Below are 25,433 nucleotides of genomic sequence, written 5' to 3'. Positions count from 1 at the left end.
CAAGCTTCGGAAGAACCGACCTTGTGGTTCCCGCTCCCGTTCATGGTGAGCCTGTCGAGCGATGAACGCGCGCGCGCTTTCGGAACGCGCACCTGATGGCCCGCTTTGCCTATCTTGCGATTGATCCCAAGGGCAACGAACGCCGCGGCGCGATCGAGGCCGAGGACGAGCGCGCGGCCCACGCGAAGCTGGCGGGCCGCCAGTGGCACGTGGTGCGCGTGGGGCCGGACGCGGCCTCTTCCGCAAGGCGCGCGGCAACATCGACCAGTGGCCTTGCCCTGTTCGCACCGAAACTTTCGCCCAAGCAACTGGCGCTGTTCACGCGCCAGCTCGCCTCGCTGATGGCGGTCAGCCCGCTGGAAGAAACGCTTCGCACGATCTCTCGCCAGACGGAAAAGCCCAAGGCGCGCGAGATCCTGTCCAACGTCCACGCGGGTATTGTCGAGGGGCTGCCGTTGGCCGAGGCGATGCGGCGCGAGGAGCCGAGCTTTCCGCCGGTCTATCGCGCGATGATCGCGGCGGGCGAGAATTCGGGCAGCCTGCCCGATATCGCCAACCGGCTGGCCGACCTGCTGGAAAAGCAGGCACAGGTGCGCGGCAAGATCATCGCCGCGCTGGCCTATCCGATCGTGCTCAGCCTTGTGGCGGTGGCGGTGGTGACGGGGCTGATGGTGAAGGTCGTGCCCAAGGTTGTGGAACAGTTCGACAACGCCAGCCGCCAGTTGCCCTTCCTGACACGCGCGGTGATCGGCATCTCGCAGGTTCTTGGCGCCTGGTGGTGGGCGATCCTGCTGGTGCTGGCGCTGGGCGTACTCGGCTTCCTGCGCGCCTTGCGCGATCCCGCCTTCAAGCTGCGCTTCGATACGCTGGTGTTGCGCCTGCCGTTCATTGGTCGCCTGATCCGCGACATGCACGCCGCCGGCCTTGCCCGCACTTTGGCGACAATGATCGAGGCGCGGCTGCCGCTGGTCGACGGGCTGAAACTTGCCAGCCGCACGGTTTCCAATTCGGTTCAGCGTAACGCGCTTCAGGCGATCACCGAAAGGGTGCGCGCGGGCGGATCGCTGTCCACCGCCTTGCGCGAAGCGGGTACGTTCCCGCCGCTGCTGGTCTATCTTGCCGCCAGCGGCGAGGCGGCGGGCCAGCTGGGCACCATGCTGGAACGCGCGGCGGACTATCTGGAGCGCGAATTCGAAAGTTTCACCAGCGCGGCTATGGCGCTGCTGGAACCTGCCATCATTATCGTCATGGGCACGGTGGTCGCGCTGATCATCCTCGCTATCCTGCTGCCCATCCTGCAACTGCAAGACCTGACCGGACTTTGAAAATCATGGAACCCCAACGCAAGCTTCCTGCCCCCAACGGCTTCAGCCTTGTCGAACTGATGGTGGTGATCTTCATCATCGGCCTTCTGGCAACCGTGGTGCTGATCAACGTGCTGCCCAGCCAGGACAAGGCGATGGTGGTAAAGGCACGCGGTGATATCGCCACGCTGGACCAGGCGATGGAGATGTACCGCCTGGATAACGCGACCTATCCCACGCAGGCGCAGGGCCTTGCCGCGCTTGAAAATCCGCCGGCGGACCTGGGCCAGCCCGGCAGCTACAAATCGGGCGGCTATATCAAGGACCTGCCCAGCGATCCCTGGGGACGGCCATACCAGTACAAGGTGCCCGGCCCCGACGGGAAACCGTTCGAAATCCTCTCGCTCGGCGCGGACGGGCAGCCCGGCGGTGAGGGGCTGAACGCCGACATCACCTCTGCACAGAAGAAATAGGCACGGGCACACCGATGACCGGCGAAACCGCCAACGACACGTCCGACGGCCTGATCGTCCAGCTTCCGCCCGCGCCCGGCGCGGAGGGGCGCTGGTGGCGCGTCGGCGCGCGCGGGATCGAAGGCGAAGGCACGCTCGACCCCGGTGGCACGGCGCCGTGGGGCGATCTGGGCGAGGGCGCGCGCATCACCGCGATCGTGCCCGCCGCGCTGGCCCCGGTGGCCGACAAGCCGCTGCCCGAAATGCCGCTGCCACAGGCGCTGGCGGCAGAGCGGCTGGAGCGTGCGGGCGAAGCTGCCGTGCCGGGCGAGCGCCACGTTGCCGTCGCCGCGCACGAGGGGCGGCTGCTGTCCTGCGCGGTTTCGCCGTCAGACATGGATACATGGCTGGCCGAATGCGCGGCGCGCGGGATCGAACCGGCTTCGCTTGTGCCCGCCGCGCTTGCCCTGCCACGTCCGGTGACGGGCCTTGTCGGCGGCACGCTGGGCGCGGAACCGCTGGCCCGCACGACCACCGCCGCCTTCGCGGGAGAGCCTGCGCTGGTCGAGGCGCTGGCAGGCGACGGCGAGGTTCGCGACATCACCGACGATGCCGTGTTGCAGGGTATGCTGGTGGTTCATGGCGAAGCGCCGCTGGACTTGCGACAGGGGCGCTATGCACCCCGGCGCGTTTCTTTCTTCCGCTTGCCGGACTGGGGACGGCTGGCGCGCATGGCTGCACTGGCCGCGCTTCTGGCGCTGGTGCTGATGCTGGCGTGGATCATCAAGTGGAACGTCGATTCAAGCGCGCAGGAGGCCGACGCCCTGGCCGCCGCGCAAAAGCACTTTCCCGCCGCGACCGACCTCGACAGCGCAGAGCGGCTGGCCAGCGCGGAAGTGGCGAAGCGCGGTCTTGGCGCATCGGGCTTTTCCGCACCTGCCGCCGCGCTGCTGGCCGCGATGCGGGCCATTCCGGGTGTCAGCTTGCGCGACCTGGGCTTTTCGGCCGACGGCACACTGCGCTTCACCGCCGCCGCACCGCGCGCGGAAGATATCAACGCCTTGTTGCTGTCGCTTCAGGAAGACGGCTGGAAAGTCACCGTGCCGCCCGCGCTGGCACCCGATCCCACCGGCGCGACGGTTGCCGCCATAACGCTGAGGGCGCAATGATCGCACGGCTTTCCGCCTGGTATCTGGGGCTGACCCTGCGCGAGCGCGTGCTGGTGAGCGTGGCGGGCGCGCTCGCCGCGCTGGTCCTGCTGGTCTATGGAATCGTGATGCCCGTTGGCCGCGCGCTTGACGCCGCCGCGCTGCGCCATCGTGACGCGGTGATGCGCAGCGCGCGCCTTATGGCGATGCTGGACCGGCTGGATGCGCCCGCGCGTGGGCGCGTGGCCGCTTCGGGGCCAGTGGACCAGTTGGTTGCCGCCTCCGCGCAAGAGGCGGGCTTTGTCCTCCAGTCGAACCAGGCGCAGGGCGCGGACACGACGATCGTCTCGATCCCCGGCGCGCGCGCTTCCGATGTGCTCGGCTGGCTGGACCGGCTGTCCGCGCAGGGGCTTTCGATAGAGGCGCTGACGGTTACCCCGGCAGCCGACGGAACGGTTTCCGTCAATGCGACGTTGAGGCGGGCAGGATGATATTCGAACGCTGGATTTTCCTGCGCGACCGCAGGCTGCCGCGCCGCGCCATCGTTGTGCTGGCCGTGTTGTTCGTGCTGTTCCTGATCGCGCTGTTTCCACTGCGGCTGGCACTGGCCTGGGTGGGCAGCGGCAAGCACGGGATCACCGCGCAGGCCGTGCACGGGTCTATCTGGTCGGGCCAGATCGGCCAGCTCAACGCCGGACCCTTGCCGCTGGGCACGGTCGATGCCGGATTGAACCCGCTTCCCCTGCTTGTGGGCAGGCCAGAGGTCTGGGTCAGGCGGCCCGATGGAGCGGCCGCGCCGTTCAGTGCGATCGCTTCCGGCAATGGCGCCAACATTGCGCTCCGTCACGTGAACGGCACCGTACCGCTTGGCGGGCTGGCCGGCGCCCTGCCGGTCGATTCGCTCGGCTTCGGCGAATTCGCGATGAAACTTCGCGACGGCAAGTGCCAGTCCGCGCAAGGCACGGTGACGCTGAAGGTCGCGCCGGTCAGCGCGCTCTTGCCCGGCGACATCGCGATGTCCGGCAATGCGCGGTGCGATGACGGCGACCTGTTCGTGCCCATGCAGGGGCCGACCGGGATGGAAAAGCTGATGCTGCGCGTAAAAGGCAGCGGCAAGTGGACCGCCGATCTTGTGCTGACCGGATTGCCGGTCGAAGTCAGCGGCCCATTGCTCGACATGGGGTTTTCCGCCCGCCCCGGCGGCGGGATCGGCGTGAAGGCGGGCGGAACGCTGTAGCGCCTTACTGAAGGATCTCGGTCAGGAACCAGACGCGTTCCTGCGCCTCGTCGGTCCAGTCGTCGGCAAGCCCCTCGGTCGCGTTGTCACCGGCTTCGGTTGCCGCGGCCTTCACTTCGCGAATGGCATCGACCAGCTTCGCGTTGTCGTCACGCAGCGTACGGACCATCTCCGTGGCATCCAGCCCCGTGCGATCGTCGTCCGCGATGCGGCTTTTGGCGCCGATGCCGCCAATCGACGTAAGCGTCTGGCCGCCGTTCTTGCGCACGCGTTCGGCTATGGTGTCGGTCAGGGCGAAAAGCTGCCCGGCCTGTTCGTCGAACAGCAGGTGCAGGCTGCGGAACTGCGGCCCCTTTACGTGCCAGTGGAAGTTCTTGGTCTTGACGTAGAGCGTGAAATAATCGGCCAGCAGGCCGTTCATGCTGTCGTTCAGGGCTTTGGTGGCATTGTCGCCGGGCATGATGATTCCCTTTCTTGCGTTTTCTGGTCTGATAACCTTCTAACGCAGAACGGTGATCACGTTTCCCGATTAAAGGCGGTTACACTGTTCGATTAAGGCGATTTGTCTGACGGGGTCGCGTCCGGCGTGGCCGCGCCCGGTGCGAAGCGCAGCACCGCCCAGCCGAGCAGCGCGGAGACGACGGAGCCGCCCAGCACGCCAATCTTCGCTTCCTCTACCAGCAACTGGTGCAGCGGAAAGGCCAGCGCGGTGATGAACAGGCTCATCGTGAAGCCGATGCCGCACAGCAGCGACATACCCCAGATCTGCACCCAGCTTGCGCCTTCGGGACGCGGGGCGATGCGCAGCCTGTCCGCGATCCAGATGCTGGCGAAAATGCCGATCTGCTTGCCCAGGAACAGGCCCAGCGCAATCGCCACAGGAAGCGTTGCCAGCAAGTGCATCGAATCGCCCCCGATGGCGACGCCCGCATTGGCGAAGCCGAACAGCGGAACGATCAGGAACCCGTTGGGCTTCACCAGCGCATGTTCAAGTCGCAGCAGCGGACTGTGCCGCGACGAATCGAGCGCCATCGGCACGGTGAACGCAGCCATCACGCCCGCCACCGTTGCGTGGATGCCCGAATGGAGCACCGCGAACCACAGCACCACGGACAGCGCGACATAGGGCCAGACCGAACGCAGCCGGAAATAGTTGAGCGCGATCATCGCCCCAAGGATCACGAGCGAAATCGCCAGCCACATGGCCTTTATGCCAGAGGTATAGAACAGCGCGATCACCGCCACCGCGCCCAGATCGTCAACGATGGCCACAGTCAGCAGGAACAGCCGGATCGAAGGGGGCAATCGTCCGCCGACGATGGCGAGGACGCCCATCGCGAATGCGATGTCGGTGGCCGCCGGAATGGCCCAGCCCCGGTGCAGCAAAGGGTCGCCGCGCGCGACGAAAATGAAGATCAGCGCCGGGATCGCCATGCCTGCGGCCGCGGCGATCACGGGCAGGCGGCGCTTTTCCGCATCGCTCAACTCGCCGTCCACGATCTCGCGCTTGATCTCCAGCCCGACGACGAAGAAGAACACCGCCATCAGGCCGTCGTTGATCCACAGGTGCCAGGTGTCCAGCTTGGGGATCGGGGTCCATCCCAGCCGGTGGTGGAAGATGTTGTGATAGGTTTCCGCCAGGCCCGAATTGGCCATTATCATGGCAGCCGCCGCGGCGATCATCAGAACGATGCCGGGAGCCGCCTCGCTGTCCAGCAGGGTGGTCAATGGATTTCGGGAAGTGTTCGATCTGGCCTGCATTTTCCCGCCATTCCCGAACTGATCCCGCGTTGCAAGGCGTGATTGCCCCCAATACCCTTACGATCGTTCGCGACCGGCGGGTTTCGCCGGCGCTTTCAAGGGGGCTAGACGGGATTGGACGCGCAAATCGCCCGTGCGGTGATGGAAGGGCTGGTGCTGGTTCAGCACGAGTTGCTTCTGTTCGCGGCCTTCTGGCTGGCGCTGGGCACGTTGGACGAAATGTTGGTGGACGTGGCCTGGCTGGGGCTGGCGCTGCGCGGCAGGGCCGGGGCGCGTCCGCTGACCCGCCCGCCCGATGCGCCGCTGGGCGGCATCGCGGCGGTCTTCGTCCCCGCATGGCAGGAGGCGAATGTTGTCGGCGCGATGCTTTCGCATTGCCTGGAAAGCTGGCCGCAGGCCGAATTGCGGATCTATGCCGGCTGTTATCGCAACGATACGCCCACGCTTTGCGCGATGATGGAAGCGGCGGGCGATCCGCGTCTTCGCATCGTGGTTCACGATGTGGACGGTCCCACGACCAAGGCCGATTGCCTGAACCGCCTTTACGAAGCGCTTTGCGATGACGAGGCGCGCGCGGGCTTTCGCGCGCGATCCATCGTCCTCCACGATGCAGAGGATCTGGTCCATCCCGCCGCGCTTTCGGAACTCGATGCCGCGCTGGACCAGGCCGACTTCGTGCAATTGCCGGTGATGCCCGAACAGCAGGCGGATTCGCGCTGGGTGGCGGGGCATTATGCAGACGAGTTCGCCGAAGCCCACGGCAAGACGATGGTGGTGCGGGACTGGCTCGGCGTCGGCCTGCCCTCGGCCGGGGTGGGTTGCGCCTTTTCGCGCGACGCGATTGCGCGCATCGCAAGGCGTCGCGGCACGCCGCATCCCTTCGCACCCGATTCGCTGACAGAGGATTACGAATGCGGGTTGCTGGTCGCCGAAGACGGCGGGAAGGGCCGGTTCCTGCGCATTCGCGACGCGGCGGGCGCACTTGTCGCCACGCGTGAATTCTTTCCGGCCACGCTTGATGCGGCGGTTCGCCAGAAAACCCGCTGGCTGCACGGAATCGCCTTCCAGGGGTGGGACCGGCTCGGCTGGCATCGCCGGCCGGCGGAAGTGTGGATGCGCATGCGCGACCGGCGCGGACCGCTGACCGCGGTGGTGCTGGTTGCCGCCTATCTGCTGATCGTGATCTGGCCCTTCGCGATGGTGGCCGAACGGTCCGGCATGATCGCCGCGCTGCCATATTCGCGCGCGCTCGAATGGCTGCTGGTGTTCAACCTTGCCGGGTTCTTCTGGCGCGCGATCATGCGCTTCGCTTTCACCGCGCATGTCCATGGCTGGGTCGAAGGGGTCCGCTCCGTCCTGCGCATCCACGTGTCCAACGTGATCGCGATCATCGTGGGTCGGCGCGCGCTGCTCGCCTATCTGCGGACACTCAGGGGCACGGGCATTCGCTGGGACAAGACCGTGCATCGACGCCACCCCGCAGCGGTCCGGTTTTCGGGATGACCGTAACGCCCCGCTCCCGCCGCCGGGGCGAGCCGTTGCTGGTTCTTGCCGCGCTGCTGACCGGCTGGATCGGCCTGCGCGCGACAATGTGGGACGCGGGGTTCGAAGTGGTGCCCGCGCCGGTCGAGCGAATTGCCGGGCGGAGCGAGGACAACGCGCGCGACCCGAAGCGTCGCGTACTGCCGATGCAGCGTGCGGGGAAACGGGGACATGGCGCCACGAATGGTTCCGCGGCACACAGATTCGCGCCTTTGCACGGTACGCGGCAGGGGCCGTTCCTGCCGATGGTGCACCCGGTCGAATCGCTCGCCCCCAAGGTGCAATCGCGCGATGTGCGGGTGCCCGAAATGGGCAACGTCCGGGCGGTTGCGGGGCACCAGCTCCTGCTGATGGCCGCGCTCGGTTACGTGACCTTGCCGGAAATCGCGACGCGTGCGCTTTCGACGATGAACCCGGCACCGCAACCAGTGCCGCCCGCCGGAACATCCCGAACATCGCGCTGGTCGGCGGACGGCTGGGTGCTCGCGCGGCGCGATGGCGGTGAGGCGGCGCTGCTTCCGGGCGCGCCGGGCTATGGCGGCAGCCAGGCCGGTGCGGTCTTGCGCTACCGATTGCACGACGGCGGCCGCGCCGCGCCCTATCTATATGCCAGGGTTTCTGGCGCGCTGGGGCGGCCGGGCGGGGATCGCGATGTCGCAGCGGGAATTGGCGTGCGGCCCGTCCCGTCCATGCCGCTGCGGCTACTGGCCGAAGCGCGTGTCACGCAATCGACGGGCAAGGCGCGCGTGCGCCCGGCGGCCACGGTCGTGACCGAACTTGCGCCGCAGCGCCTGCCGATGGGCGTGAAGGCCGAAGTCTATGCGCAGGCGGGCTATGTCGGCGGGAAGGGCGCAACGGCGTTTTTCGATTTGCAGGCCGTCGCGGACAAAAGAGTTGCCGCGACGGGCGGCAATATGGAGTTGCGGCTGGGCGGCGGGGCCTGGGCCGGCGGGCAGCGCGGCGCGGCGCGGCTTGATCTGGGGCCAAGGGCATCGGCCCGCCTGAGGGTGCAGGGCACGGCGTCTCGCGTCGCGTTCGACTGGCGGTTTCGCGTTGCGGGAAATGCGCGGCCCGGCTCCGGACCGGCCATAACCGTTTCCGCCGGTTTCTGACCCTTGCGGAATTTGATCCGCGATGCGTCGCGCGGCGTTCCATTGCCGCCGTCGCTGCGCTAGGCCGTAAGGCGCAATGGATGTCTACCTTCCGATCGCGAATCTTTCGGTCAACGGCCTGGTCATCGTCGCCCTTGGCGCGGTTACCGGGGTGTTGTCGGGCATGTTCGGCGTGGGCGGCGGATTCCTGACAACGCCGTTGCTGATCTTCTATGGCGTGCCGCCCACGGTCGCGGCGGCCTCTGCCGCCAGCCAGGTGACGGGCGCCAGCGTTTCGGGGGCTTTCGCCCATGCCCGGCGCGGCGGCATCGATTATCAGCTCGGCGCGGTGATGGTGGCGGGCGGCACCATCGGCACCGGCATCGGCGCGCTGCTGTTCCGGCTTTTGCAGGCACTTGGCCAGATCGATACCGTCATCAACATCCTGTATGTCGTCCTGCTGGGCAGTATCGGCGGACTGATGGCGCACGAAAGCATCGGCGCGCTGCGCGCCCAGCGCAGCGGAACGCAAGTGCCGGCACGCAAGCGGCGGCATCATCCGCTGGTCGCCAGTCTGCCGATGCGCTGGCGTTTCTATCGCTCGGGCCTCTATATCTCGCCATTCGCGCCGCTGTTGCTGGGCATGGGCACGGGCATCATCACGATGCTGATGGGGATCGGCGGCGGTTTCATCCTTGTGCCCGCGATGCTCTATATCCTGGGCATGAGCGCGAGCGTGGTGATCGGCACGTCGTTGTTCCAGATCCTGTTCGTGACGATGGTCACCACCATGATGCACGCGCTGACGACCAAGGCGGTGGATATCGTTCTGGCGGGGCTGCTGCTTGTGGGGTCGGTTTCGGGCGCGCAGATCGGCGCGCAGTTCGCACAGAAGGCCCGGCCCGAAAAGCTGCGCCTTGTGCTGGCGACCATCGTGCTGCTGGTCGCCTTCCGCATGGCGCTGGGCCTGGGATACCGGCCAAGCGAAATCTATTCCGTGGTGCCGTTGTGATCAGCGCGGGCACGAAGGCGCTGTTGCTGGCCGCCGCGCTTCTGTTCCTGGGCGGCGCGCGCGACCCGATCCTCGTGCCCGAAATCAGCCAGCATGAAATCCAGGTGCGGCAGGGCTTTACCGGCGCGAACCTTTTGCTGTTCGGCGCGATCCTGACGCCGGAAGGTTCGCGCGCGGCGCAGGATTACGACATCGTCGTGGTGCTGAAAGGGCCGGTCCAGTCCATCCGCCTGCGCGAAAAGCAGAAAGTCGCGGGTATCTGGCTGAATGCCGACAGCACCGAATTCCGGTCAGCGCCATCGTTCTTCGCGCTTGCCTCGTCGCGCCCGGTAAAGGACATCGTGGACGACAAGACCGCCGCGATCTACGAACTGGGGCTCGACTGGTTGCAGCTTTCGCCGATCGGCACCATCGATCCCGCGCAGCAGGCGCGCTTTTCCGCCGGACTGGTGGACCTGAAGCGCCGGCAGGGGCTTTACCAGCAGAACCCCGGCGGCGTTAAGATAAGCGGGCAGGTGCTTTACCAGGCGCGCATTTCGCTGCCGTCCACCGTGCAGACCGGCACCTATACCGCGGAAACCTTCGCGGTGCACCGGGGCAAGGTTGTCGCCTCCGCGCTGACCAGAGTGGAAGTAAGCAAGCAGGGATTCGAACGCTTCGTTGCCGTGACGGCGGACCGCGATTCGCTGCTTTACGGACTGTTCGCCGTGCTGGTGTCGGTGGGCATGGGCTGGATCGCGGGCAGGCTCTTCGCGCTGGTATAACCCCCCGTCTGTTTAGCCGCTTGTTAACCGCGATGCGGATAGACCGGCAAACCATCGAATGGCCGCATGGCGGGGGTTTGCGAATAATGTCTGATATGAACATGCACGGTTTCGAAGCAGCGCGTTCTGCCGATCCTTCGGAAATGGCGCCCGAAACGCATGCCGTAAATCCGGCGACCGTTTCGGAGGCGGCAGCCGTTTCGGACAATGCGCGCCAGCCGATCGGTTTCGTGATCGAGATCGCCGGTTCGGGCAGCCGCATCGCGCTCGACCTGCAACGCCTGAACGAATGTTCGGTAGATACCGATCCGTCCATCGCCCTGTCGGGCCAGGTCGGCAGCCAGATCAAGATCCGCGTCGGCGATTCGTGGCTGCTTGCCAGCGTGCGCACCCAGCGCGCCGAAGGGAAGGTCGAGGGCGGGATCATCGCCCACATCGATTTCCTTGGCGAAGGCGACGAAGAGCGGCTGACCGGCAAGATCTATGGCTTCCGCCGCGGTGTTACCCGCTATCCCATTCCCGGCGCGGCGATCTATCCGGCCACCAGTGCCGACTTGCGCCAGATCTATGCCAGCGACGGACGGTCCAGCGTACCCATCGGCACGGTCTATCCCACCAAGGATATCCGTGCGGGGCTTTATGTCGATGCCTTGCTGGGCAAGCACTTCGCGCTGCTCGGGTCCACCGGCACCGGCAAATCGACCAGTGCGGCGCTGATCCTGCACCGCATCTGCGAGGCGGCGCCGGAGGGGCACATCGTGATGATCGACCCCCACGGCGAATATATGCAGGCATTCCGCCACACGGGCTTCCTGCTCGACGTGTCGAACCTGCAGATGCCGTACTGGCTGATGAATTTCGAGGAACACTGCGAGGTGTTCATCACCACCACCGGTTCCGACGCACAGATGGATCGCGACATTCTGGCGAAGTGCCTTTTGCAGGCGCGGATGAAGAACCGGCTGGCGGACCAGATGGGCAAGATCACGGTCGATTCGCCCATCCCCTATCTGCTGTCCGACCTGACCACGATCCTGCAGAACGAGATGGGCAAGATCGACAAGGCCAACTCTTCGGTTCCCTATATGCGGGTGAAATCGAAGATTGAGGAGATCAAGGCCGATCCGCGCTACCAGTTCATGTTCTCAGGGATGCTGGTGGGCGACACGATGGCCGATTTCCTGGGCAAGGTCTTCCGCCTTCCTGCCGCCGGCAAGCCGATTTCGATCATCGACGTGTCGGGCGTGCCTTCGGAAATCACCTCCACGGTGGTCGCCGTGCTCAGCCGACTTGTGTTCGACTATGCGATCTGGTCGCGTGACGAACAGACCCGCCCCGTGCTGCTGGTGTGCGAGGAAGCGCACCGCTACGTGCCCAGCGAAAAGAATTCCGACGGGTCGTCGGTTGGCCGCATCCTTTCGCGCATCGCCAAGGAAGGCCGTAAATACGGCGTATCGCTGGGCCTGATCACGCAGCGCCCGTCCGACCTTGCCGAAGGCGTGCTTTCGCAGTGCGGTACGATCATTTCCATGCGTCTCAACAACGACCGCGACCAGGCTTTCGTGAAGGCGGCGATGCCCGAAGGCGCGCGCGGCTTCCTCGATTCGATTCCGGCGCTGCGCAACCGCGAATGCATCATCTGCGGCGAAGGCGTGGCGATCCCGATCCGCGTCAGCTTCGATGATCTGGAAGCGGTCAAGCGCCCGGCCTCGGCCGACCCGTCGTTCTCCGAACTGTGGAGCAAGTCGGGCGGGGAAGAACAATCGGTGGTGCGCACCGTGCAACGCTGGCGCGCACAGGCCAGGTGATCCTGAGGGCCGCCCGCTGGACGGCCCCGTTCCTGTTACATCAAGGGTTCCATGCGGCCCGAAACATCGCTGTCGGCCATCGCTTCCTCGGCAGCTTCGCCGGAAGGAATCGCGTGCATGTCCTTGCGCCAGCCGGGCATGCGGTAGGCGACGATGGCAAGCGCGCTGGCAATGACAGAGCCCACGGGGAAAGCATACCAGAGCGCGTCCTGCCCGATGCGCGGATAGGCGATGTAATAGAAGCCCAGCCGCCCCGGATACATCGCGATTGCCAGAACGATCAGCGGCGCGATCACCACGCCGCCCGCGCGCATCGTGCCGAACAGCACGATCGTCACGCCGAACAGCAGGAACGACCAGCTTGCCAGCAACTGGATATGGCGGGCGAGCGGGACGGCGGGCGATCCGGGGCCAAGGAACAGCTCGAGCGCGGCCCTGTCGAACAGCAGCAGCAGCGCGGTAAGCGCGCCGGTCATCGCCATGTTCAGGATGATCCCCGCGCGCGTGATTTCGGACAGGCGGCCGGTCAGCCGCGCGCCTATTGCCTGCGCCGCCATGGCGCTGACCGCCGCCGAAATCGCCATCGCCGGCATCTGCAGATAGGTCCACAATTGCAACGATGCGCCATAGGCGGCGCTGGCCAGTATCCCCTCGCGGTTCACAAGCCCCACCATGATGATGCCGGCCGCCGATATCAGCAGCATCTGCGCACCCATCGGCAGGCCCTTGGTCACGATATAGCCAAGCTCGTCCCGGCGCGGGAGGAGATAGGAAACCTCGCTTCCGCGCAGGCGCAGCGGGATGTCCTTCACGTAAACATACGTGACCATCGCGATCATGCTGACGACAGAGGCGAGCGCGGTCGACAGGGCAGACCCGGCGATGCCGAGGCGCGGAAATGGGCCGAAGCCGGTTATCAGCATCGGGTTGAACACGATGTCCAGCCCCACGCTCAACAGCATGAACAGCAGCGGCGTGCGCGAATCGCCCGCGCCGCGCAGGCTCATCGCGAACATGACCGAGATCATCGAGGCCGGCATCGCAATGAAGATCACGCGCAAATAGGTCAGCGCCAGGTCATAGGCATCGCCGGGTGTCGCCAGCGCCTTCAGCAGCGGATCGGCAAGGATCCACCCGGCGACCGCTATGATGACCGCCAGCAGGCTGCAAAAGCCCATCGCGCTGCCGAAAGTCCGCCTTGCGGCATCGACCCGGCCCGCACCGAATGCCTGTCCCACCTTGACCGTCGCGGCCATGCCGAAACCGAATACCGCCGCGAAGACAAGGAACATGACCACGTTGGCATTGGCCGTGGCGGCCAGCGCGTCCTCGCCCAGCAGGCGCCCCACCCACACCGAATTGACCGAGCCGTTCAGCGACTGCAGGATGTTGGAGGCGAGCGTCGGCGCCGAAAACACCAGAAGCGTGCGCATCACGGGGCCGCTGTTTAGGTCGCCGCGCGCAGGCGGGCCGGATCTGGTCATTCGTCTGGACTTTCCTGGGATGGCAACAAGGACCCGCGCGCCGGAAACGCGGCGTCAATCATTCTTCTTCTGCAGCGCGGCCAGTGCGGCGAACGGGCCGCTTGCGCCGTCGCCGGCAAGATTGTGCTCCTTGCGCACCCTGTCCGCGTCCGGGCCGGTCAGGAACGGGTCGATCGCCAGCGCAAGGCTTTGCGCAATCGCCTCTCCAAGGTCGAAGGCGGTGCCTTCGTACTCGATCTCGTCAAGCTCGTCGGCGTCCAGCTCCACTTCCTCGTCCGGATCGTGGGGCGTTCCCGCCGGTACGAAGCGCAGAGACACCTCTTCGTCTATTCCGACATGAAGATCGTCGCCCGAAACCGCGCAGGGCTGCACGATACTGGCAGTCAGCCGCCCGCTTGCGCTGATGTTGCGCCCATCGGGTTCGAGCACGATTTCGGCGCGCATCACATCGATCGCCGTGATGGAAAAGCGCCCGGCAAGGCGGCGGCGTTCCGTCTCGTCGGGTTCCAGCACGATCGGTGCGCCCGGCAGGTTGCGGATATCGAACAGCCGCGAAAACTCGGGCTTCGAAGGTGCGTTCCCTGTCATCGCCCGATCTCCCCCGCCAGCAACGCGTCGGCCGGAAGGATGGCGATCTGCCGCGCAAGATCGCGCAGCCGCGCGGCGACGCGCGCGGGATCGCTGCCTTCGATCATCGTCACGTTTCGCTTCACCGCTTCCAGAAGCGGTGCTTCGTCGCTTGCGGCCAGCGCTTCGCGACAGGCGCCCAGCCTGCCGCCCAGCACGCTCATCAACTTGCCCATGTGCTTGCCCACGACCTGGTCGCCCACGCCGCTTTCGCGCAGCTGGCCGTCCATGTCTTCCACGAAAAGCTCTGTCAGCCGCACCGACGGTTCGATCAGCGCGGGGTCCGCTTCCATGCGCAGCAGCACCACGCTCAGCACCATCGTGATCGCATCGAAGCGGCCGCCCACGGTGTCCGCCACGCCGGCCTCGGCATACCACTGCGGTTCCCGCGAGATGGCGACGACGCGGTGCCACAGCGGGCGGGCGACATCGCGATCGTCGCCGCGGCGGGCAAACAGCTTTGCGATGAACGACATTCGCGAATTCCCTTCCGTTCAGCCCGGATTAAATCCGATGCCGATTAAGACGGGGCCTTGCGCGCTTACCGCCATTGCGGAGTTCGGCTTTGGCCCGTAAGGGTCCGCCGATACAGGCAGCGCGGGCGCCTTGGCAATCGCCGGGGCAATGGCGGGTCATTTCGGTTCGGAGCTTATCGAATGCAGGACAGGATGCGGATCGTACGGGGCGTGTCGGCGCTGGCGCTGCTGGTGCTGGCAAGCGGCTGTGCAAGCATCCGCGACCACCGCGGCTATATCGTCGATCCCGCGCTGGTGAATTCGGTGCAGCCGGGGCTGGACAACAAGGTTTCGGTAGAGCGCACGCTGGGCCGTCCCACGTTCAAGAGCGAGTTTGGCGAGCAGACCTGGTATTACGTGTCGATGAACACCAGGCAGGCGCCGTTCACGCGGCCGCGCACGTCATCGGAAATGATCCTGACGGTCAATTTCGACAAGGCCGGCAACGTCACCAATGTCGGCCGAGACGGGATGGAGCACGTCGTGCGCCTTTCGCCCGACGGCGACAAGACGCCGACGCTGGGCCGCAGCCGCAGCTTCTTCGAAGACCTGTTCGGCAATATCGGCGCGGTTGGCGCGATGCCGGGGGCGGGCGCCGGCGGGGCCGGCGCGCCTGGCGGTCCGAACGGCAGCTGATCCGGCTTGAACCCTGCGGGCGGAACCCTACATCCGCCCCATGGACGATAGCAGGGCCAGCCACGGCCTGATACAGTGGCACGGAACCACCATCATCGGGGTGAAGAAGAACGGCCGCACCGTGATCGCCGGTGACGGGCAGGTTTCCATGGGCAACACGGTGATGAAGCCCAATGCGCGCAAGGTGCGTCGGCTGGGTGAGGGCGGCCCCGAAAAGGGCAAGGTCATCGCCGGGTTCGCGGGTGCCACCGCCGATGCCTTCACGCTGTTCGAACGGCTGGAGCGCAAGCTTGAGCAATATCGCGGTCAGCTGATGCGCGCCGCGGTGGAACTCGCCAAGGACTGGCGCACCGACAAGTATCTTCGCAACCTTGAAGCGCTGATGATCGTCGCCGATGCGGATTCGATGCTGGTGCTGACCGGCAATGGCGACGTGCTGGAACCGGAAGGCGGCATCGCCGCGATCGGTTCTGGCGGCAACTATGCGCTGGCCGCCGCCCGCGCGCTCGACGCTTACGAGGCCGACGCCGAGACAATCGCCCGCAAGGCGATGCAGGTTGCCGCCGACATCTGCGTGTTCACCAACGACCGCGTGACGGTCGAGACGATCTGATTACGCCCTCCCGCTTGCGGGAGGAGAACGAGAAGAGAATGACCCAGAACCTCACCCCCAAAGCCATCGTCGCGGCGCTCGACGAACATATCGTCGGCCAGGCCGAAGCCAAGCGCGCGGTGGCGGTCGCCTTGCGCAACCGTTGGCGCAGGCAGCGCCTGCCCGATGAACTGCGCGACGAGGTGACGCCCAAGAACATCCTGATGATCGGCCCCACCGGTTGCGGCAAGACAGAGATCAGCCGGCGGCTGGCGAAGCTGGCCGATGCGCCGTTCGTGAAAGTGGAAGCGACCAAGTTCACCGAAGTCGGTTATGTCGGCCGCGACGTGGAACAGATCGCGCGCGATCTGGTGGAAGAAGCGATCCGGCTGGAAAAGGACCGCCGCCGCGAAGCGGTGCGCGAAGCGGCCAGTCAGGCGGCGATGGACCGCTTGCTGAAGGCGCTGGTGGGCGACAGCGCCAGCGAAGCCACGCGTGAAAGCTTTCGCCGCCGCATCGTCGACAACTCGATGAACGATACCGAAGTCGAGATCGAGGTGGAGGAAGCGCCCCAGATGCCGTTCGACCTGCCCGGAATGGGCGGCAACGTGGGCATGATCAACCTGTCCGACATGATGAACAAGGCGATGGGCAAGACCCCCACCAAGAAGCGCAAGCTGCGCGTCGCCGATGCGTGGGACAAGCTGGTGGACGAGGAATCGGAAAAGCGCATGGACCAGGACGACGTTGCCCGCGTCGCACTGGCCAATGCGGAAACCAACGGCATCGTGTTCCTTGACGAGATCGACAAGATCGCCGTGTCCGACGTGCGCGGCGGCTCTGTCAGCCGCGAAGGCGTGCAGCGCGACCTGCTGCCGCTGATAGAGGGCACCACGGTCTCCACCAAGTATGGCCCGATGAAGACGGACCACGTGCTGTTCATCGCATCGGGCGCGTTCCACGTCGCCAAGCCGAGCGACATGCTGCCCGAACTCCAGGGTCGCCTGCCGATCCGCGTGGAACTGAAGGCGCTGAACGAAGAGGACTTCGTGCGCATCCTGTCCGAAACGCGCGCCAACCTGGTGGACCAGTACCGCGCGCTGATCGGCACGGAGGACGTGACGCTGGACTTCACCGCCGACGCCATCGGCGCGGTCGCCCGCGTGGCGGCGCAGGTCAACGAAAGCGTGGAGAACATCGGCGCGCGGCGTCTGCAGACGGTGATGGAAAAGCTGCTGGAAGAGGTCAGCTTCGATGCTGAGGATCGCAAGGGTTCGACGGTGACGATCGACGACGCTTATGTGAGCGAGCGCCTTGCCGACCTTGCCAGTGACACCGACCTGTCGAAATACATCCTTTGATCGAGGGAACAGCCCGAATGCACCAAACGCCCGAAGGCCGCCCGGTCTATCGCCTGCTGACCGGCAAGGACGACCGCGCCTTTTGCGAGCGCGTGTCCGAAGCGCTGGCGCAAGGCTGGCAGTTGTATGGTTCGCCCAGCATGGCGTGGGACGAAGGACACCTGTGCATGAAGGTTGCGCAGGCGGTCGTCTGGCACAAGGCTGACGCGATCAAGCGCTAAACCGCGCGACGGTGCGCTGAATGGCGGGGCCATCGGGCAATTGCCCGCCCCGATCTGACACCGCCTGCGGTGGCGCAAATCTCGCTCCCCTCCCGCTTGGGGGAGGTGTTGGGGGTGGGCCAGCGCACTGTTCGCGATGTCGCAGTATCCAGAATGTCCGCTTTTGGACGAAAATCGGATAGCAGACCCGCCGGGCGAAGCCGGACTCGCTCAAGCGGCCCCAAGCGGCCCCGGGCGGCCCCAAGCGGTATTGTCCCTCAGGCGCTGGCGAGGCGCTTGCGCAGCAGCGGTGCGGCCACAAGCAGCGCCAGCCCGGTGCCGCCGACGATGGCGGCGTTCACCGCCCAGAACTGCGCGGGCGGCACGCCTTCGTAAAGCACGCCCATGCGGCCCGAAATCAGGCTGGCCGCCGATACCGATAGCGATGCGACGCCCAGCATTGTGCCGCGCCAGCGTTCGGGCGATTCGCCTGCGAACACCGTGGTTTCCACCGGCACGAAAAACAGCCAGCCCAGGTTGGACAGGAAGTGGAACGCCACGGGCCATGCCATCGATGCGCGGTCGGCGGAAAGCGAGGCCGCCATCAACAGCGCCGCGCCGCTGGCGAAGAACAGGCAGCCGAGAGCCATCTTGGTCAGCAGGCGCGGTTCTTTTCCCAGCCGGGCCTGCCAGCGCCACAGGCCGATCACCAGCGGCGCCAGAACCACCGGCGCGAAGCTGTCCAGCGATGCAAACCACGGCACCGGCACTTCGAAGCCGCCAACCATGCGGTCCACGTGATCGCGCACCCACAGGTTATAGAGGTTCCACACCTGCGACTGGGCGATCCAGAACCCGATCAGGAACGGCCACAGCAACAGAAGCCCGGTAACGTGACGGCGTTCTTCGGGGCTTAGCGGCTGCCGCGGGCCGGAAATCCGGCGCGGCCGTTCGGGAGGCAGAACGCGCGATCCGGAAAGATAGGTGACAAGCCCCACCAGCATTCCGATCCCCGCTGCCGCGAACCCGGCGTGCCAGCCCCATGCGCTGGCCAGCGTGCCGGTAAGCAGCGGCGCGATTACGCCGCCCAGGTTCACCGCGATCAGATATATCTGATAGGCATCGGCCTGCCGCCGGTCGCCATCGGCATAAAGCGCCTTTACCTGGGCGGTCAGGTTGCCCTTGAACAACCCCACCCCCAGCACGAGTAGCAGGAGCGCGGGAAGGAAGGTGCGGTCGAAGGCGAGCGCGAAATGTCCCGCCGTCATCAGCAGCGCGCCCATCGTCACCGCCACGCGCCGCCCGGTCAGCCGGTCGCCGATATAGCCGCCCGCAATCGGGGTGAGCGTGACGAGTGCGATGTAGAGCCCGAAGATCTGCGCGGCGAGCGCTTCGGCGGAAAGCGGGCCGGTCATCGCCTCCAGACCCGCGCGGAACGCGCCGAAGCCCGCGACCCGTTCGATCTTGCCCGGCTGGAGCAGTTCGCCCGCCATGTAGAGCACGAGCATCGCCTGCATCCCCTTGAAGGAGATGCGGTCCCACAACTCTGACGCGGCAAGCACCCACAGGCCGCGCGGGTGGCCGAAAAGGTCGGGCTGGTGCTCGGCCGGTGCGGTCAGTCTTCTGATCCTTCGGGAAGGCGTTGCGCGTCTGTACGGAACGCCATGGATAGCCGCTGTTGCGCGCTAGTCCACTGTCCCTTCGGCAACCGAATCGCCTTCCGATGCCTGCCTGGCCCACATTTCGGCATAGAGCCCACGCTGGCGCAGCAATTCGGCATGGCTGCCGCTTTCGGCGAGGCGGCCCTGGTCGAGCACAAGGATGCGATCCGAATCGACCACGGTCGAAAGGCGGTGTGCGATGGAAAGCGTGGTGCGATGCTCGGCCACGCTGCGCAGCGTCGTCAGGATGTCCTGCTCGGTGCGGGTGTCCAGCGCGCTCGTCGCTTCGTCGAACATCATGATCGGCGGGTTTTTCACCAGCGTTCGGGCAATCGCCACGCGCTGCTTCTCGCCGCCCGAAAGTTTCAGCCCGCGCTCGCCCACTTCGGTATTGTAACCCTGCGGCAGGCGGTTGACGAAATCGGCGATTGCCGCGCCCTTTGCCGCCTGTTCCACGTCCAGCATCGTCGCCCCGTCGCGGCCATAGGCGATGTTGTAGCCTATGGTGTCGTTGAACAGCACGCTGTCCTGCGGAACGATGCCGATGGCGGCGCGCAGCGATTCCTGCGTAACGCGCGAAATGTCCTGCCCGTCGATGCAGATGCGTCCGCGCCACGGATCGTAGAAGCGGAACAGCAGCCGCGCGATGGTGGACTTGCCCGCGCCCGACGGGCCGACCAGCGCGACGCGCGTACCCGCCTCGACCTCGAAGCTGAGGCCGTGCAGGATGGTGCGATCCTCGTCATAACCGAACCACACGTCTTGGAAGGCGAGCGAGGGGCGGCGCACCACCAGCGCCGGGGCGCCGGGCGCGTCCTTCACCTCGATGTCCGTATCGATCAGCGCGAACATCGCGGCCATGTCGATCAGCCCCTGCCGGATCGTGCGATAGACCATGCCCAGCATGTCCAGAGGGCGGAAAAGCTGCGTCAGCTGCGCCTGCACGAACACCAGCTGGCCCGCGCTGTACTTGCCCTGCCACCAGCCATAGACGGTAAGCGCCATCGCGCCGCCCATCAGCAGATTGGTGACCAGCGCCTGCGCGATGTTGAGCAGGCCCAGGCTGTTTTCGCTCTTCACCGCCGCATTGGCATAGGCGTCGGTCGCTTCGGCATAGCGGCGGTGTTCGCGCTCTTCGGCGCCGAAATATTTCACCGTCTCGTAATTGAGCAGCGAATCGACCGCGCGCGCCAGTGCGTGCCCGTCCAGCCGGTTCATCTCGGCGCGCAGCTTGGTCCGCCATTCGGTGATCGTTCGCGTCAGCCAGATATAGGCGACGATGGAAAGCGCGGTCGCGCCCACCAGCGTCCAGCCGAAACCAAGGTAGAAGATCACCGCGATGGCCGCGAGTTGCAGAACCGTGGGCGCGATGTTGAACAGCATGAAATAGAGCATCGTGTCGATGCTCTTGGTGCCGCGTTCTATCGTCTTGGTCACTTCGCCCGTGCGGCGCGAAAGGTGGAAGCGCAGCGACAGCTTGTGAAGCTGGACGAACACGTTTTCCGCCAGCGCGCGGGTCGCGTCCTGTCCCACGCGCTCGAACACGATGTTGCGCAGGTTGTTGAACGCCACCGCTCCGAAGCGGCCCGCCGCGTAAGCCAGCACCGTCAGCATCGCGAGCTGCATCACGCGCGGCCCGGTCACGTTCATTGCGTCGACCGCCCACTTGAGCAGGAACGGCAGGCCAAGTTGCGTGCCGGTGGTGGCAAGGATCAGGATGACCGCGACGACGATGCGCCAGCGCAGCTCCGGCCGTTCGCGTGGCCAGAGATAGGGAAGGAAACGCTTCAGCGTGCCCCAGCCGTCGTGGCGGGCGTCGGGATCGGTGGCGGTATCTGGCGGCATTACCCGTCCAGATAGGCTCTTGGGGCGGTTTGCCTAGGGTCAGGACCTATTAATTGCACCTTCGAGGCGCCGGAATGGCGAACATATCGGGCCGAAAGGCGCGCCGCGAAGGCTGGTTGCCTTTGCAAGCGCCTTTCGGTTCGAGATGGAAGCCATTCCGGCGTCCCACAGGGATTTGACCAAAATGGCCCGGCGCTGCGTTGGAGAGTCTTGAAATAGAACCACTATTCCTGCGCCTATCCGCCTTGCGCCAGGCCATTTTGCCTCAAACCCCGAAGGTGCAATTAATAGGTCCTGACCCTTGAGTCATGTGCCCTTAAACGCGGAAATCAGTATCCGGTGTCGAGCAGGCGCGAGCCCAGGTTGCGCTTGAATGGATCGATCGCGCTGGCGGGCAGGTCGAACATCACCTTGCGGCTATCGAAGTCTATCGCAACCCGGTGGAACAGGCGCAGTTGCGCCATTCCCAGCAGCAGGGCGGGCTTCTTGCGCAGGCCCAGCCGCTTGAATGGCGGGGCATCGGCAAAGGCAATGACGGTGTTGGAAATGGTGAGGTCGCCCAGCTCGACGCGACGCGCAAAGCCGAGATCCGCGGTTATCTGCTGGCCAGTTACCGCGATAAGCTGCGTCTTCACCTGTTCGTGGCGCTTGCGCAGGGCATCCTGCAGCGCAATGTTGCCGACAGACATTTCCGCGCCGGTATCGATGATGACCTGCGTGTGCACGCCGTCTATCCGCGCGTTGGTCATGATCAACTGGCCGGACTTGCGCCGCGCACGCACGACGATTTCATAGCCATAGTTGCCGCCCAGATCGTGCGCGTCGCCAATCGCCATGCGGTTGTTGTCGAAATCCAGCAGCACGCGCTGGCCCTGCAGGCTGTCGAGCCCGATGATCCCGTCCGCGCCCATGTCCGACGAATCGAGCAGCGGCGCGGAAAGGTCGTAAAAGGTGCGGCGGCCAAGGTTGATTTCGCGAACGTCCACGATGTCCACGGGCTTCACGCCCGCAATGCTCATGAGCGTGCCCTGCGACGTGGGCGCAAGGCCCAGTTGCGTCGCCACGGAACGGGCCAGCACGGTGCGCTCTGCCCCGGTGTCGATGAGGAACCGGTACGGCCCCTTTCCCGATATGTGCACCGGGACGGTAAGCCTTGCGTTGATGTCCTGGTCGGCCTGGACGATTTCGGTCTGCGATGCGTCGGGCGCCGCGTCCTGCAACGCAGTCATCGGATAGGCCGCCAGAAGCGGGAAGGCCGCTGCCGCAGCCTTGGCGAGCAGTGGATTGATCGGCATCTCTTGTCTCCCGCCGGGGAGATTACACCGAATTGGCGATAACGGCCATGTCGCTGGTCGAATCGCGGCTTGCGGGCCGGATGCGATCAGCCTTGTGCGAACCCACGCAGGAAGAAATCGTCCGCGCCGGCATCGACCTTGCGCGCGAACCACGCCCCGCTTGCCGCGATGGCAGGCGCGTCGGCGCGCAGCAACGTGCGCGGGCTGGATTGGCCCGAAGGCATGTCGATGAACCGCATAGTAGGGGCCAATCGGTCACCGAACTTTCGCGCTGCAATCGTCTGGATCAGGTGTTCGTCGGCGCATTGGGTGCCCGTCAGGCGCCCGCTCGCCAATACACGCGATACGTCGGCCATGATCGCGCGCATCGCGTCCGCCGGCATGGACCACCAGCTCGAACCCTTGTGCCATTGGCCGAACGGCTGCGTGCGTGCGGGCAGCACGGCATCGATCCAGCGCGAGACGCGGCGCAATTCCCAACAGGCCGCATAGGCGAGCCGGTCCCTTTCCGGATCGACGCGCAGCCAACGGGAATCGAGCCGGCGGGTCTGCATCCGTTCAGCCATGACGCCCGGCTTTGCCTCAAGATAGCAGGTGCGGTTGCCGTCCGCGGCAATGCGCCGCGCGATCTCGTCTCGCGCGGCGACCGGCCAGTCGACGCCGCTGATCAGGTGCGCATGGTCGAACCCGACCTCAAGCGCGCGCGTGCATATGCGATGGATGGCCGCCACCTGGCTCCAGTGCGCCCAGCGCACGGAGACCGGATCGGCAACAAGGTGCACGCGGGGGCGGATTGCCAGGTCGGCGCATTCGCCGCTGCGCCACAGGGCAGAACTGCGATCGACGTGGAGAACCACGATGTCGCCGTGATCACCGGCCAGCAGGCGGTCGATCAGCAGGCGCAGTTGCGCGGGCTTTTCGTGCGCCAGAACCAGATAGGCCATCCGCATGGCGGCGCTCACACGTACCGCAAAAGGCGGCGACCGATCGGGCCGACCATGGGCAGCGCCTCAGACAATGCCAGCAGATCGTGCAGCGCGGGATGGCGCGTGACCACCAGCGTAACAAACCACAGCACGACGCCAGCGGCCGATGCCGCCGCCAGCGTGAAGAAGTCAATCGCATCGGGCGGCACAAGCAACGTATAGACAAGCGTCATCGGCAGGATCGCGGCAGCCGTGGCCAGCGTGCTCTTGGCATAGATCGTCAGCAGGTCGCGCGGCGAAAATCCGATCAGCGACTGCAGGAACCGGGCGTAAAGCGCAATCCACGCCACCGCATAGACAAGGCGCGATGCGGCCGCGCCTTCCACGCCGCCCAGCATCGACCCGGCAACCAGCAGCGCTATGGACATCGTGGTGTCTATCACGTTGTAGACGGTCAGCCGGTTCAGGCGGCCAAGCAGGATGGGAATGTCGTTGGCCAGGGGCAGGGAGATCAGCAGGATATCCATGATCGCGATCAGCGAGAGCAGCGGCGAAACACCTGCCCATTTCGGACCGTAGAGCATCCGCACGATCGGCTCTGCCGCCATCGCCAGCCCTGCCATGCCTGGCCAGATGACCGCCGAATAGCCCGCGCAGACGCGCAGGTAAGCGGGGGCAAGCGATTCGCCCCGGTCGCGGATTCGCGCGAACGCGGGAAAGAACACGCTGCCGATCGCGCCGGAAATCAGGATGCGGAACTGTTCGGACAAGCTGGCCGCCCGGCTGTAAAGCCCGACCGCGATCAGTCCCAGGATCTTGCCCACGACCATGTCCGGCGTGCGGTTGCCCAGCGCGCCGATAAGATAGAGCGACGAAAGGCGAGAGCCCGCGCCGATCACGCTGCGCGTGCCCTTCAGGCTGAACGGCAGCGGCAGGGCAGGGCGGATCACTTGCGCCACAAGGCCCCGCGCCATTCCGGAGGCCAGCGTGCCCCAGGCCAGCGAGAATGCCGAAAAGCCCATCGCGGCCAAAGCCAGCGCCACAACGGCCTGCGCCACCGCGCCGCTTACGTTGATGGCGAAATGGCTGTGGAACGACATCGTGCGGCCAAGCAGCGCCATCGGCACCACGGAAAACGGATTGAACAGATAGCTGCAGGCGATGATCAGCATGATCGGCATCAGGTCCGGATGGCCATAGGCGCGGGCCATCGGGAATGCCGTGAGTGCGATCGATCCCGCGACGAGCAGCGAGAACGTGACCGAAACCGAGCTGCAACGCTTGATCTCGTCCGGCGTCACGACCGGCAGCGACGCGATATAGCGAACGAGGCCGAAATCCTGCAGTACCGAGGCGAGCAGCGCGGCGGCCATCGCGATGGAGAACAGCCCCACTTCCGCCGGTGCCAGGAAGAATCGCGATATCAGAACGGACGAAACGAACTGGATACCGAACGAGATGTATTGCCCGGACATCGCCCACACGGCCGCGCCGCGCACGCTCATCACCGCCGCTTCGCGTCCCCCGTCCGGCGTGGCGCCCGGCTGTTCGGGATTCGTCATCGGGCGAACGCCAGCATGGTTGCCAGCCGCGCGGCGCGCGTCGGCAGGCCGAACCGCAAGAGGCGGGCAACGGTGCGCCACATACCGTCATGCCGGCCGCCCTCGCGCAAATAGCGCACGATGATATCGAAGCCCCGGTCGCGCAGCGCCTCGCGCGAATAACGCAGCGTGGGAACCAGGGTGGCCCGCACTTCCCTTGCCACGCCCTCGCGGCCGAACAGTCGGTCCAGATCGTCGATCGGGGGGAGGCGGTCGATATGCGCGGTCGGATCGGGGCGCCCGGCCTGCCGTTCGCGCCAGGCCATGCGGGCAACCGCCGCGCCGATCTGCTGTTCGGTCGCATGGCGGTTCGACACCTGCTCGTCATAACGGCGATAGCGCAAAAGGTATTCGGGCAGGTTGGCGATCCTGGTGAGCGATGAAAGCCGCAGCCACAGGTCAAGATCCTCGCAGTGCCGGAAAGCGGCATGGTATCCGCCCACGGCAAGCACCGCGTCGCGCCGGTACATCACCGCCGAATGACACAGCAGGGGCCCCTGGCCATCTATCGAAGCGAGGAACGCCTCATGCGTTACCGGAAGCGCCGAAGGCGGCGTTCCGCCATCCGACC

General features: G+C 65.7%; 25 protein-coding genes (1 of these 25 only partly in view). 14 read left to right on the top strand and 11 right to left on the bottom strand.

The annotated features are described in order from the left end of the window. Window positions 1–95 precede the first annotated feature (95 nt). The 5 genes from gspF to gspN are packed head-to-tail and all read left to right on the top strand — an operon-like array spanning window position 96 to window position 4,141. On the top strand, window positions 96–1,325 hold the full coding sequence (gene gspF / locus RXV95_RS14675) for a type II secretion system inner membrane protein GspF (RefSeq protein ID WP_338466766.1): 1,230 nt from the start codon (window positions 96–98) through the stop codon (window positions 1,323–1,325). A 5-nt stretch (window positions 1,326–1,330) separates the two neighbouring features. Beyond that, window positions 1,331–1,777, top strand: a complete 447-nt coding sequence (gene gspG / locus RXV95_RS14670) for a type II secretion system major pseudopilin GspG (RefSeq protein ID WP_338466765.1) — start codon at window positions 1,331–1,333, stop codon at window positions 1,775–1,777. A 14-nt stretch (window positions 1,778–1,791) separates the two neighbouring features. After that, the gene (gene gspL, locus RXV95_RS14665) at window positions 1,792–2,925 is read left to right on the top strand and encodes a type II secretion system protein GspL (RefSeq protein WP_338466764.1); all 1,134 of its coding nucleotides are present in this window, start codon (window positions 1,792–1,794) and stop codon (window positions 2,923–2,925) included. Continuing rightward, on the top strand, window positions 2,922–3,395 hold the full coding sequence (gene gspM / locus RXV95_RS14660) for a type II secretion system protein GspM (protein WP_338466763.1): 474 nt from the start codon (window positions 2,922–2,924) through the stop codon (window positions 3,393–3,395). The genes gspL and gspM overlap by 4 nt, the downstream gene beginning before the upstream one ends. Continuing rightward, entirely contained in the window at window positions 3,392–4,141 is a 750-nt protein-coding gene (gene gspN / locus RXV95_RS14655) for a type II secretion system protein N (RefSeq protein ID WP_338466762.1), read from the top strand. Before gspM ends, gspN begins: the two co-directional genes overlap by 4 nt. A 4-nt stretch (window positions 4,142–4,145) precedes the next feature. On the opposite strand, the gene RXV95_RS14650 is transcribed toward gspN, so the two are convergent. Continuing rightward, window positions 4,146–4,601: a DNA starvation/stationary phase protection protein gene (locus RXV95_RS14650; protein WP_338466761.1), complete on the bottom strand. Its 456-nt coding sequence runs from the start codon at window positions 4,599–4,601 to the stop codon at window positions 4,146–4,148. A 92-nt stretch (window positions 4,602–4,693) separates the two neighbouring features. After that, window positions 4,694–5,902, bottom strand: coding sequence for a Na+/H+ antiporter NhaA (nhaA, locus tag RXV95_RS14645; RefSeq protein ID WP_338466760.1), 1,209 nt, complete (start codon window positions 5,900–5,902; stop codon window positions 4,694–4,696). Window positions 5,903–6,016: 114 nt separating this feature from the next. Between nhaA and RXV95_RS14640 the strand changes: the two genes are divergently transcribed. From RXV95_RS14640 to RXV95_RS14620, 5 genes are all read left to right on the top strand, one after another. Beyond that, window positions 6,017–7,405: a glycosyl transferase family protein gene (locus tag RXV95_RS14640; protein WP_338466759.1), complete on the top strand. Its 1,389-nt coding sequence runs from the start codon at window positions 6,017–6,019 to the stop codon at window positions 7,403–7,405. Further along, entirely contained in the window at window positions 7,402–8,556 is a 1,155-nt protein-coding gene (locus RXV95_RS14635) for a hypothetical protein (protein ID WP_338466758.1), read from the top strand. The genes RXV95_RS14640 and RXV95_RS14635 overlap by 4 nt, the downstream gene beginning before the upstream one ends. Window positions 8,557–8,632: 76 nt before the next feature. Further along, window positions 8,633–9,547 (top strand): sulfite exporter TauE/SafE family protein, encoded by a 915-nt coding sequence (locus RXV95_RS14630; RefSeq protein WP_338466757.1) that lies wholly within the window; start codon window positions 8,633–8,635, stop codon window positions 9,545–9,547. Then, on the top strand, window positions 9,547–10,311 hold the full coding sequence (locus RXV95_RS14625; RefSeq protein ID WP_338468580.1) for a TIGR02186 family protein: 765 nt from the start codon (window positions 9,547–9,549) through the stop codon (window positions 10,309–10,311). The genes RXV95_RS14630 and RXV95_RS14625 overlap by 1 nt, the downstream gene beginning before the upstream one ends. A 143-nt stretch (window positions 10,312–10,454) precedes the next feature. Further along, on the top strand, window positions 10,455–12,119 hold the full coding sequence (locus RXV95_RS14620; protein ID WP_338468579.1) for a DUF87 domain-containing protein: 1,665 nt from the start codon (window positions 10,455–10,457) through the stop codon (window positions 12,117–12,119). 35 nt (window positions 12,120–12,154) lie between these two features. Here RXV95_RS14620 and RXV95_RS14615 read toward each other — a convergent pair whose 3' ends face one another. The 3 genes from RXV95_RS14615 to RXV95_RS14605 are packed head-to-tail and all read right to left on the bottom strand — an operon-like array spanning window position 12,155 to window position 14,706. Then, window positions 12,155–13,603: an MATE family efflux transporter gene (locus RXV95_RS14615; RefSeq protein WP_338466756.1), complete on the bottom strand. Its 1,449-nt coding sequence runs from the start codon at window positions 13,601–13,603 to the stop codon at window positions 12,155–12,157. 54 nt (window positions 13,604–13,657) lie between these two features. After that, on the bottom strand, window positions 13,658–14,191 hold the full coding sequence (locus RXV95_RS14610; RefSeq protein WP_338466755.1) for a DUF177 domain-containing protein: 534 nt from the start codon (window positions 14,189–14,191) through the stop codon (window positions 13,658–13,660). After that, the gene (locus RXV95_RS14605; protein ID WP_338466754.1) at window positions 14,188–14,706 is read right to left on the bottom strand and encodes a ubiquinol-cytochrome C chaperone family protein; all 519 of its coding nucleotides are present in this window, start codon (window positions 14,704–14,706) and stop codon (window positions 14,188–14,190) included. The genes RXV95_RS14610 and RXV95_RS14605 overlap by 4 nt, the downstream gene beginning before the upstream one ends. A gap of 192 nt (window positions 14,707–14,898) precedes the next feature. Here RXV95_RS14605 and bamE point away from each other — a divergent pair, with 192 nt between their 5' ends. Genes bamE through RXV95_RS14585 form a run of 4 tightly spaced genes read left to right on the top strand, consistent with a single transcriptional unit; the run spans window position 14,899 to window position 17,555 of the window. Then, window positions 14,899–15,381, top strand: a complete 483-nt coding sequence (gene bamE / locus RXV95_RS14600; protein WP_338466753.1) for an outer membrane protein assembly factor BamE — start codon at window positions 14,899–14,901, stop codon at window positions 15,379–15,381. 40 nt (window positions 15,382–15,421) lie between these two features. Beyond that, on the top strand, window positions 15,422–15,994 hold the full coding sequence (hslV, locus tag RXV95_RS14595; protein WP_338466752.1) for an ATP-dependent protease subunit HslV: 573 nt from the start codon (window positions 15,422–15,424) through the stop codon (window positions 15,992–15,994). A 38-nt stretch (window positions 15,995–16,032) separates the two neighbouring features. Next, entirely contained in the window at window positions 16,033–17,334 is a 1,302-nt protein-coding gene (hslU, locus tag RXV95_RS14590) for an ATP-dependent protease ATPase subunit HslU (protein WP_338466751.1), read from the top strand. Between the two features lie 17 nt (window positions 17,335–17,351). Next, window positions 17,352–17,555, top strand: a complete 204-nt coding sequence (locus RXV95_RS14585) for a DUF1737 domain-containing protein (RefSeq protein WP_338466750.1) — start codon at window positions 17,352–17,354, stop codon at window positions 17,553–17,555. Between the two features lie 257 nt (window positions 17,556–17,812). On the opposite strand, the gene RXV95_RS14580 is transcribed toward RXV95_RS14585, so the two are convergent. The 6 genes from RXV95_RS14580 to RXV95_RS14555 all read right to left on the bottom strand — a co-directional run. Further along, window positions 17,813–19,153: a peptide MFS transporter gene (locus tag RXV95_RS14580; protein WP_338468578.1), complete on the bottom strand. Its 1,341-nt coding sequence runs from the start codon at window positions 19,151–19,153 to the stop codon at window positions 17,813–17,815. A 66-nt stretch (window positions 19,154–19,219) separates the two neighbouring features. Continuing rightward, window positions 19,220–21,040 (bottom strand): ABC transporter ATP-binding protein/permease, encoded by a 1,821-nt coding sequence (locus RXV95_RS14575; RefSeq protein ID WP_338466749.1) that lies wholly within the window; start codon window positions 21,038–21,040, stop codon window positions 19,220–19,222. A 329-nt stretch (window positions 21,041–21,369) separates the two neighbouring features. After that, window positions 21,370–22,335, bottom strand: a complete 966-nt coding sequence (locus tag RXV95_RS14570; protein ID WP_338466748.1) for a retroviral-like aspartic protease family protein — start codon at window positions 22,333–22,335, stop codon at window positions 21,370–21,372. 86 nt (window positions 22,336–22,421) lie between these two features. Beyond that, window positions 22,422–23,285 carry a beta-1,6-N-acetylglucosaminyltransferase gene (locus RXV95_RS14565; RefSeq protein ID WP_338466747.1) on the bottom strand — a complete coding sequence of 288 codons (864 nt, stop codon included), beginning with the start codon at window positions 23,283–23,285 and terminating at the stop codon, window positions 22,422–22,424. Between the two features lie 8 nt (window positions 23,286–23,293). Beyond that, the gene (locus tag RXV95_RS14560) at window positions 23,294–24,823 is read right to left on the bottom strand and encodes an oligosaccharide flippase family protein (protein ID WP_338466746.1); all 1,530 of its coding nucleotides are present in this window, start codon (window positions 24,821–24,823) and stop codon (window positions 23,294–23,296) included. Beyond that, a protein-coding gene (locus RXV95_RS14555) for a glycosyltransferase (RefSeq protein ID WP_338466745.1) crosses the window boundary here: on the bottom strand, window positions 24,820–25,433 show its 3' portion. The gene runs 391 nt beyond the window's last position; the window shows 614 of its 1,005 coding nt (coding positions 392–1,005); its start codon lies off the right edge, out of view — the gene reads right to left on this strand; the stop codon is at window positions 24,820–24,822. Before RXV95_RS14555 ends, RXV95_RS14560 begins: the two co-directional genes overlap by 4 nt.

The sequence above is a fragment of the Novosphingobium sp. ZN18A2 genome, assembly GCF_036784765.1.
Taxonomy (GTDB): Bacteria; Pseudomonadota; Alphaproteobacteria; order Sphingomonadales; family Sphingomonadaceae; genus Novosphingobium.
Note: the sequence above shows the minus strand (reverse complement) of the source record. Positions and strands in the feature narration are given on the sequence as shown.

Bases quoted from the DNA above. Each gene is read 5' to 3' on its own strand.
- RXV95_RS14620 (WP_338468579.1), top strand. From the start codon at position 10,455: ATGGCGCCCGAAACGCATGCCGTAAATCCGGCGACCGTTTCGGAGGCG.
- gspL (WP_338466764.1), top strand. From the start codon at position 1,792: ATGACCGGCGAAACCGCCAACGACACGTCCGACGGCCTGATCGTCCAG.
- RXV95_RS14565 (WP_338466747.1), bottom strand. From the start codon at position 23,285: ATGCGGATGGCCTATCTGGTTCTGGCGCACGAAAAGCCCGCGCAACTG.
- RXV95_RS14615 (WP_338466756.1), bottom strand. From the start codon at position 13,603: ATGACCAGATCCGGCCCGCCTGCGCGCGGCGACCTAAACAGCGGCCCC.
- hslU (WP_338466751.1), top strand. From the start codon at position 16,033: ATGACCCAGAACCTCACCCCCAAAGCCATCGTCGCGGCGCTCGACGAA.
- gspN (WP_338466762.1), top strand. From the start codon at position 3,392: ATGATATTCGAACGCTGGATTTTCCTGCGCGACCGCAGGCTGCCGCGC.
- RXV95_RS14570 (WP_338466748.1), bottom strand. From the start codon at position 22,335: ATGCCGATCAATCCACTGCTCGCCAAGGCTGCGGCAGCGGCCTTCCCG.
- gspG (WP_338466765.1), top strand. From the start codon at position 1,331: ATGGAACCCCAACGCAAGCTTCCTGCCCCCAACGGCTTCAGCCTTGTC.
- gspM (WP_338466763.1), top strand. From the start codon at position 2,922: ATGATCGCACGGCTTTCCGCCTGGTATCTGGGGCTGACCCTGCGCGAG.
- RXV95_RS14630 (WP_338466757.1), top strand. From the start codon at position 8,633: ATGGATGTCTACCTTCCGATCGCGAATCTTTCGGTCAACGGCCTGGTC.
- hslV (WP_338466752.1), top strand. From the start codon at position 15,422: ATGGACGATAGCAGGGCCAGCCACGGCCTGATACAGTGGCACGGAACC.
- bamE (WP_338466753.1), top strand. From the start codon at position 14,899: ATGCGGATCGTACGGGGCGTGTCGGCGCTGGCGCTGCTGGTGCTGGCA.
- gspF (WP_338466766.1), top strand. From the start codon at position 96: ATGGCCCGCTTTGCCTATCTTGCGATTGATCCCAAGGGCAACGAACGC.
- RXV95_RS14650 (WP_338466761.1), bottom strand. From the start codon at position 4,601: ATGCCCGGCGACAATGCCACCAAAGCCCTGAACGACAGCATGAACGGC.
- RXV95_RS14635 (WP_338466758.1), top strand. From the start codon at position 7,402: ATGACCGTAACGCCCCGCTCCCGCCGCCGGGGCGAGCCGTTGCTGGTT.
- nhaA (WP_338466760.1), bottom strand. From the start codon at position 5,902: ATGCAGGCCAGATCGAACACTTCCCGAAATCCATTGACCACCCTGCTG.
- RXV95_RS14605 (WP_338466754.1), bottom strand. From the start codon at position 14,706: ATGTCGTTCATCGCAAAGCTGTTTGCCCGCCGCGGCGACGATCGCGAT.
- RXV95_RS14575 (WP_338466749.1), bottom strand. From the start codon at position 21,040: ATGCCGCCAGATACCGCCACCGATCCCGACGCCCGCCACGACGGCTGG.
- RXV95_RS14610 (WP_338466755.1), bottom strand. From the start codon at position 14,191: ATGACAGGGAACGCACCTTCGAAGCCCGAGTTTTCGCGGCTGTTCGAT.
- RXV95_RS14560 (WP_338466746.1), bottom strand. From the start codon at position 24,823: ATGACGAATCCCGAACAGCCGGGCGCCACGCCGGACGGGGGACGCGAA.
- RXV95_RS14585 (WP_338466750.1), top strand. From the start codon at position 17,352: ATGCACCAAACGCCCGAAGGCCGCCCGGTCTATCGCCTGCTGACCGGC.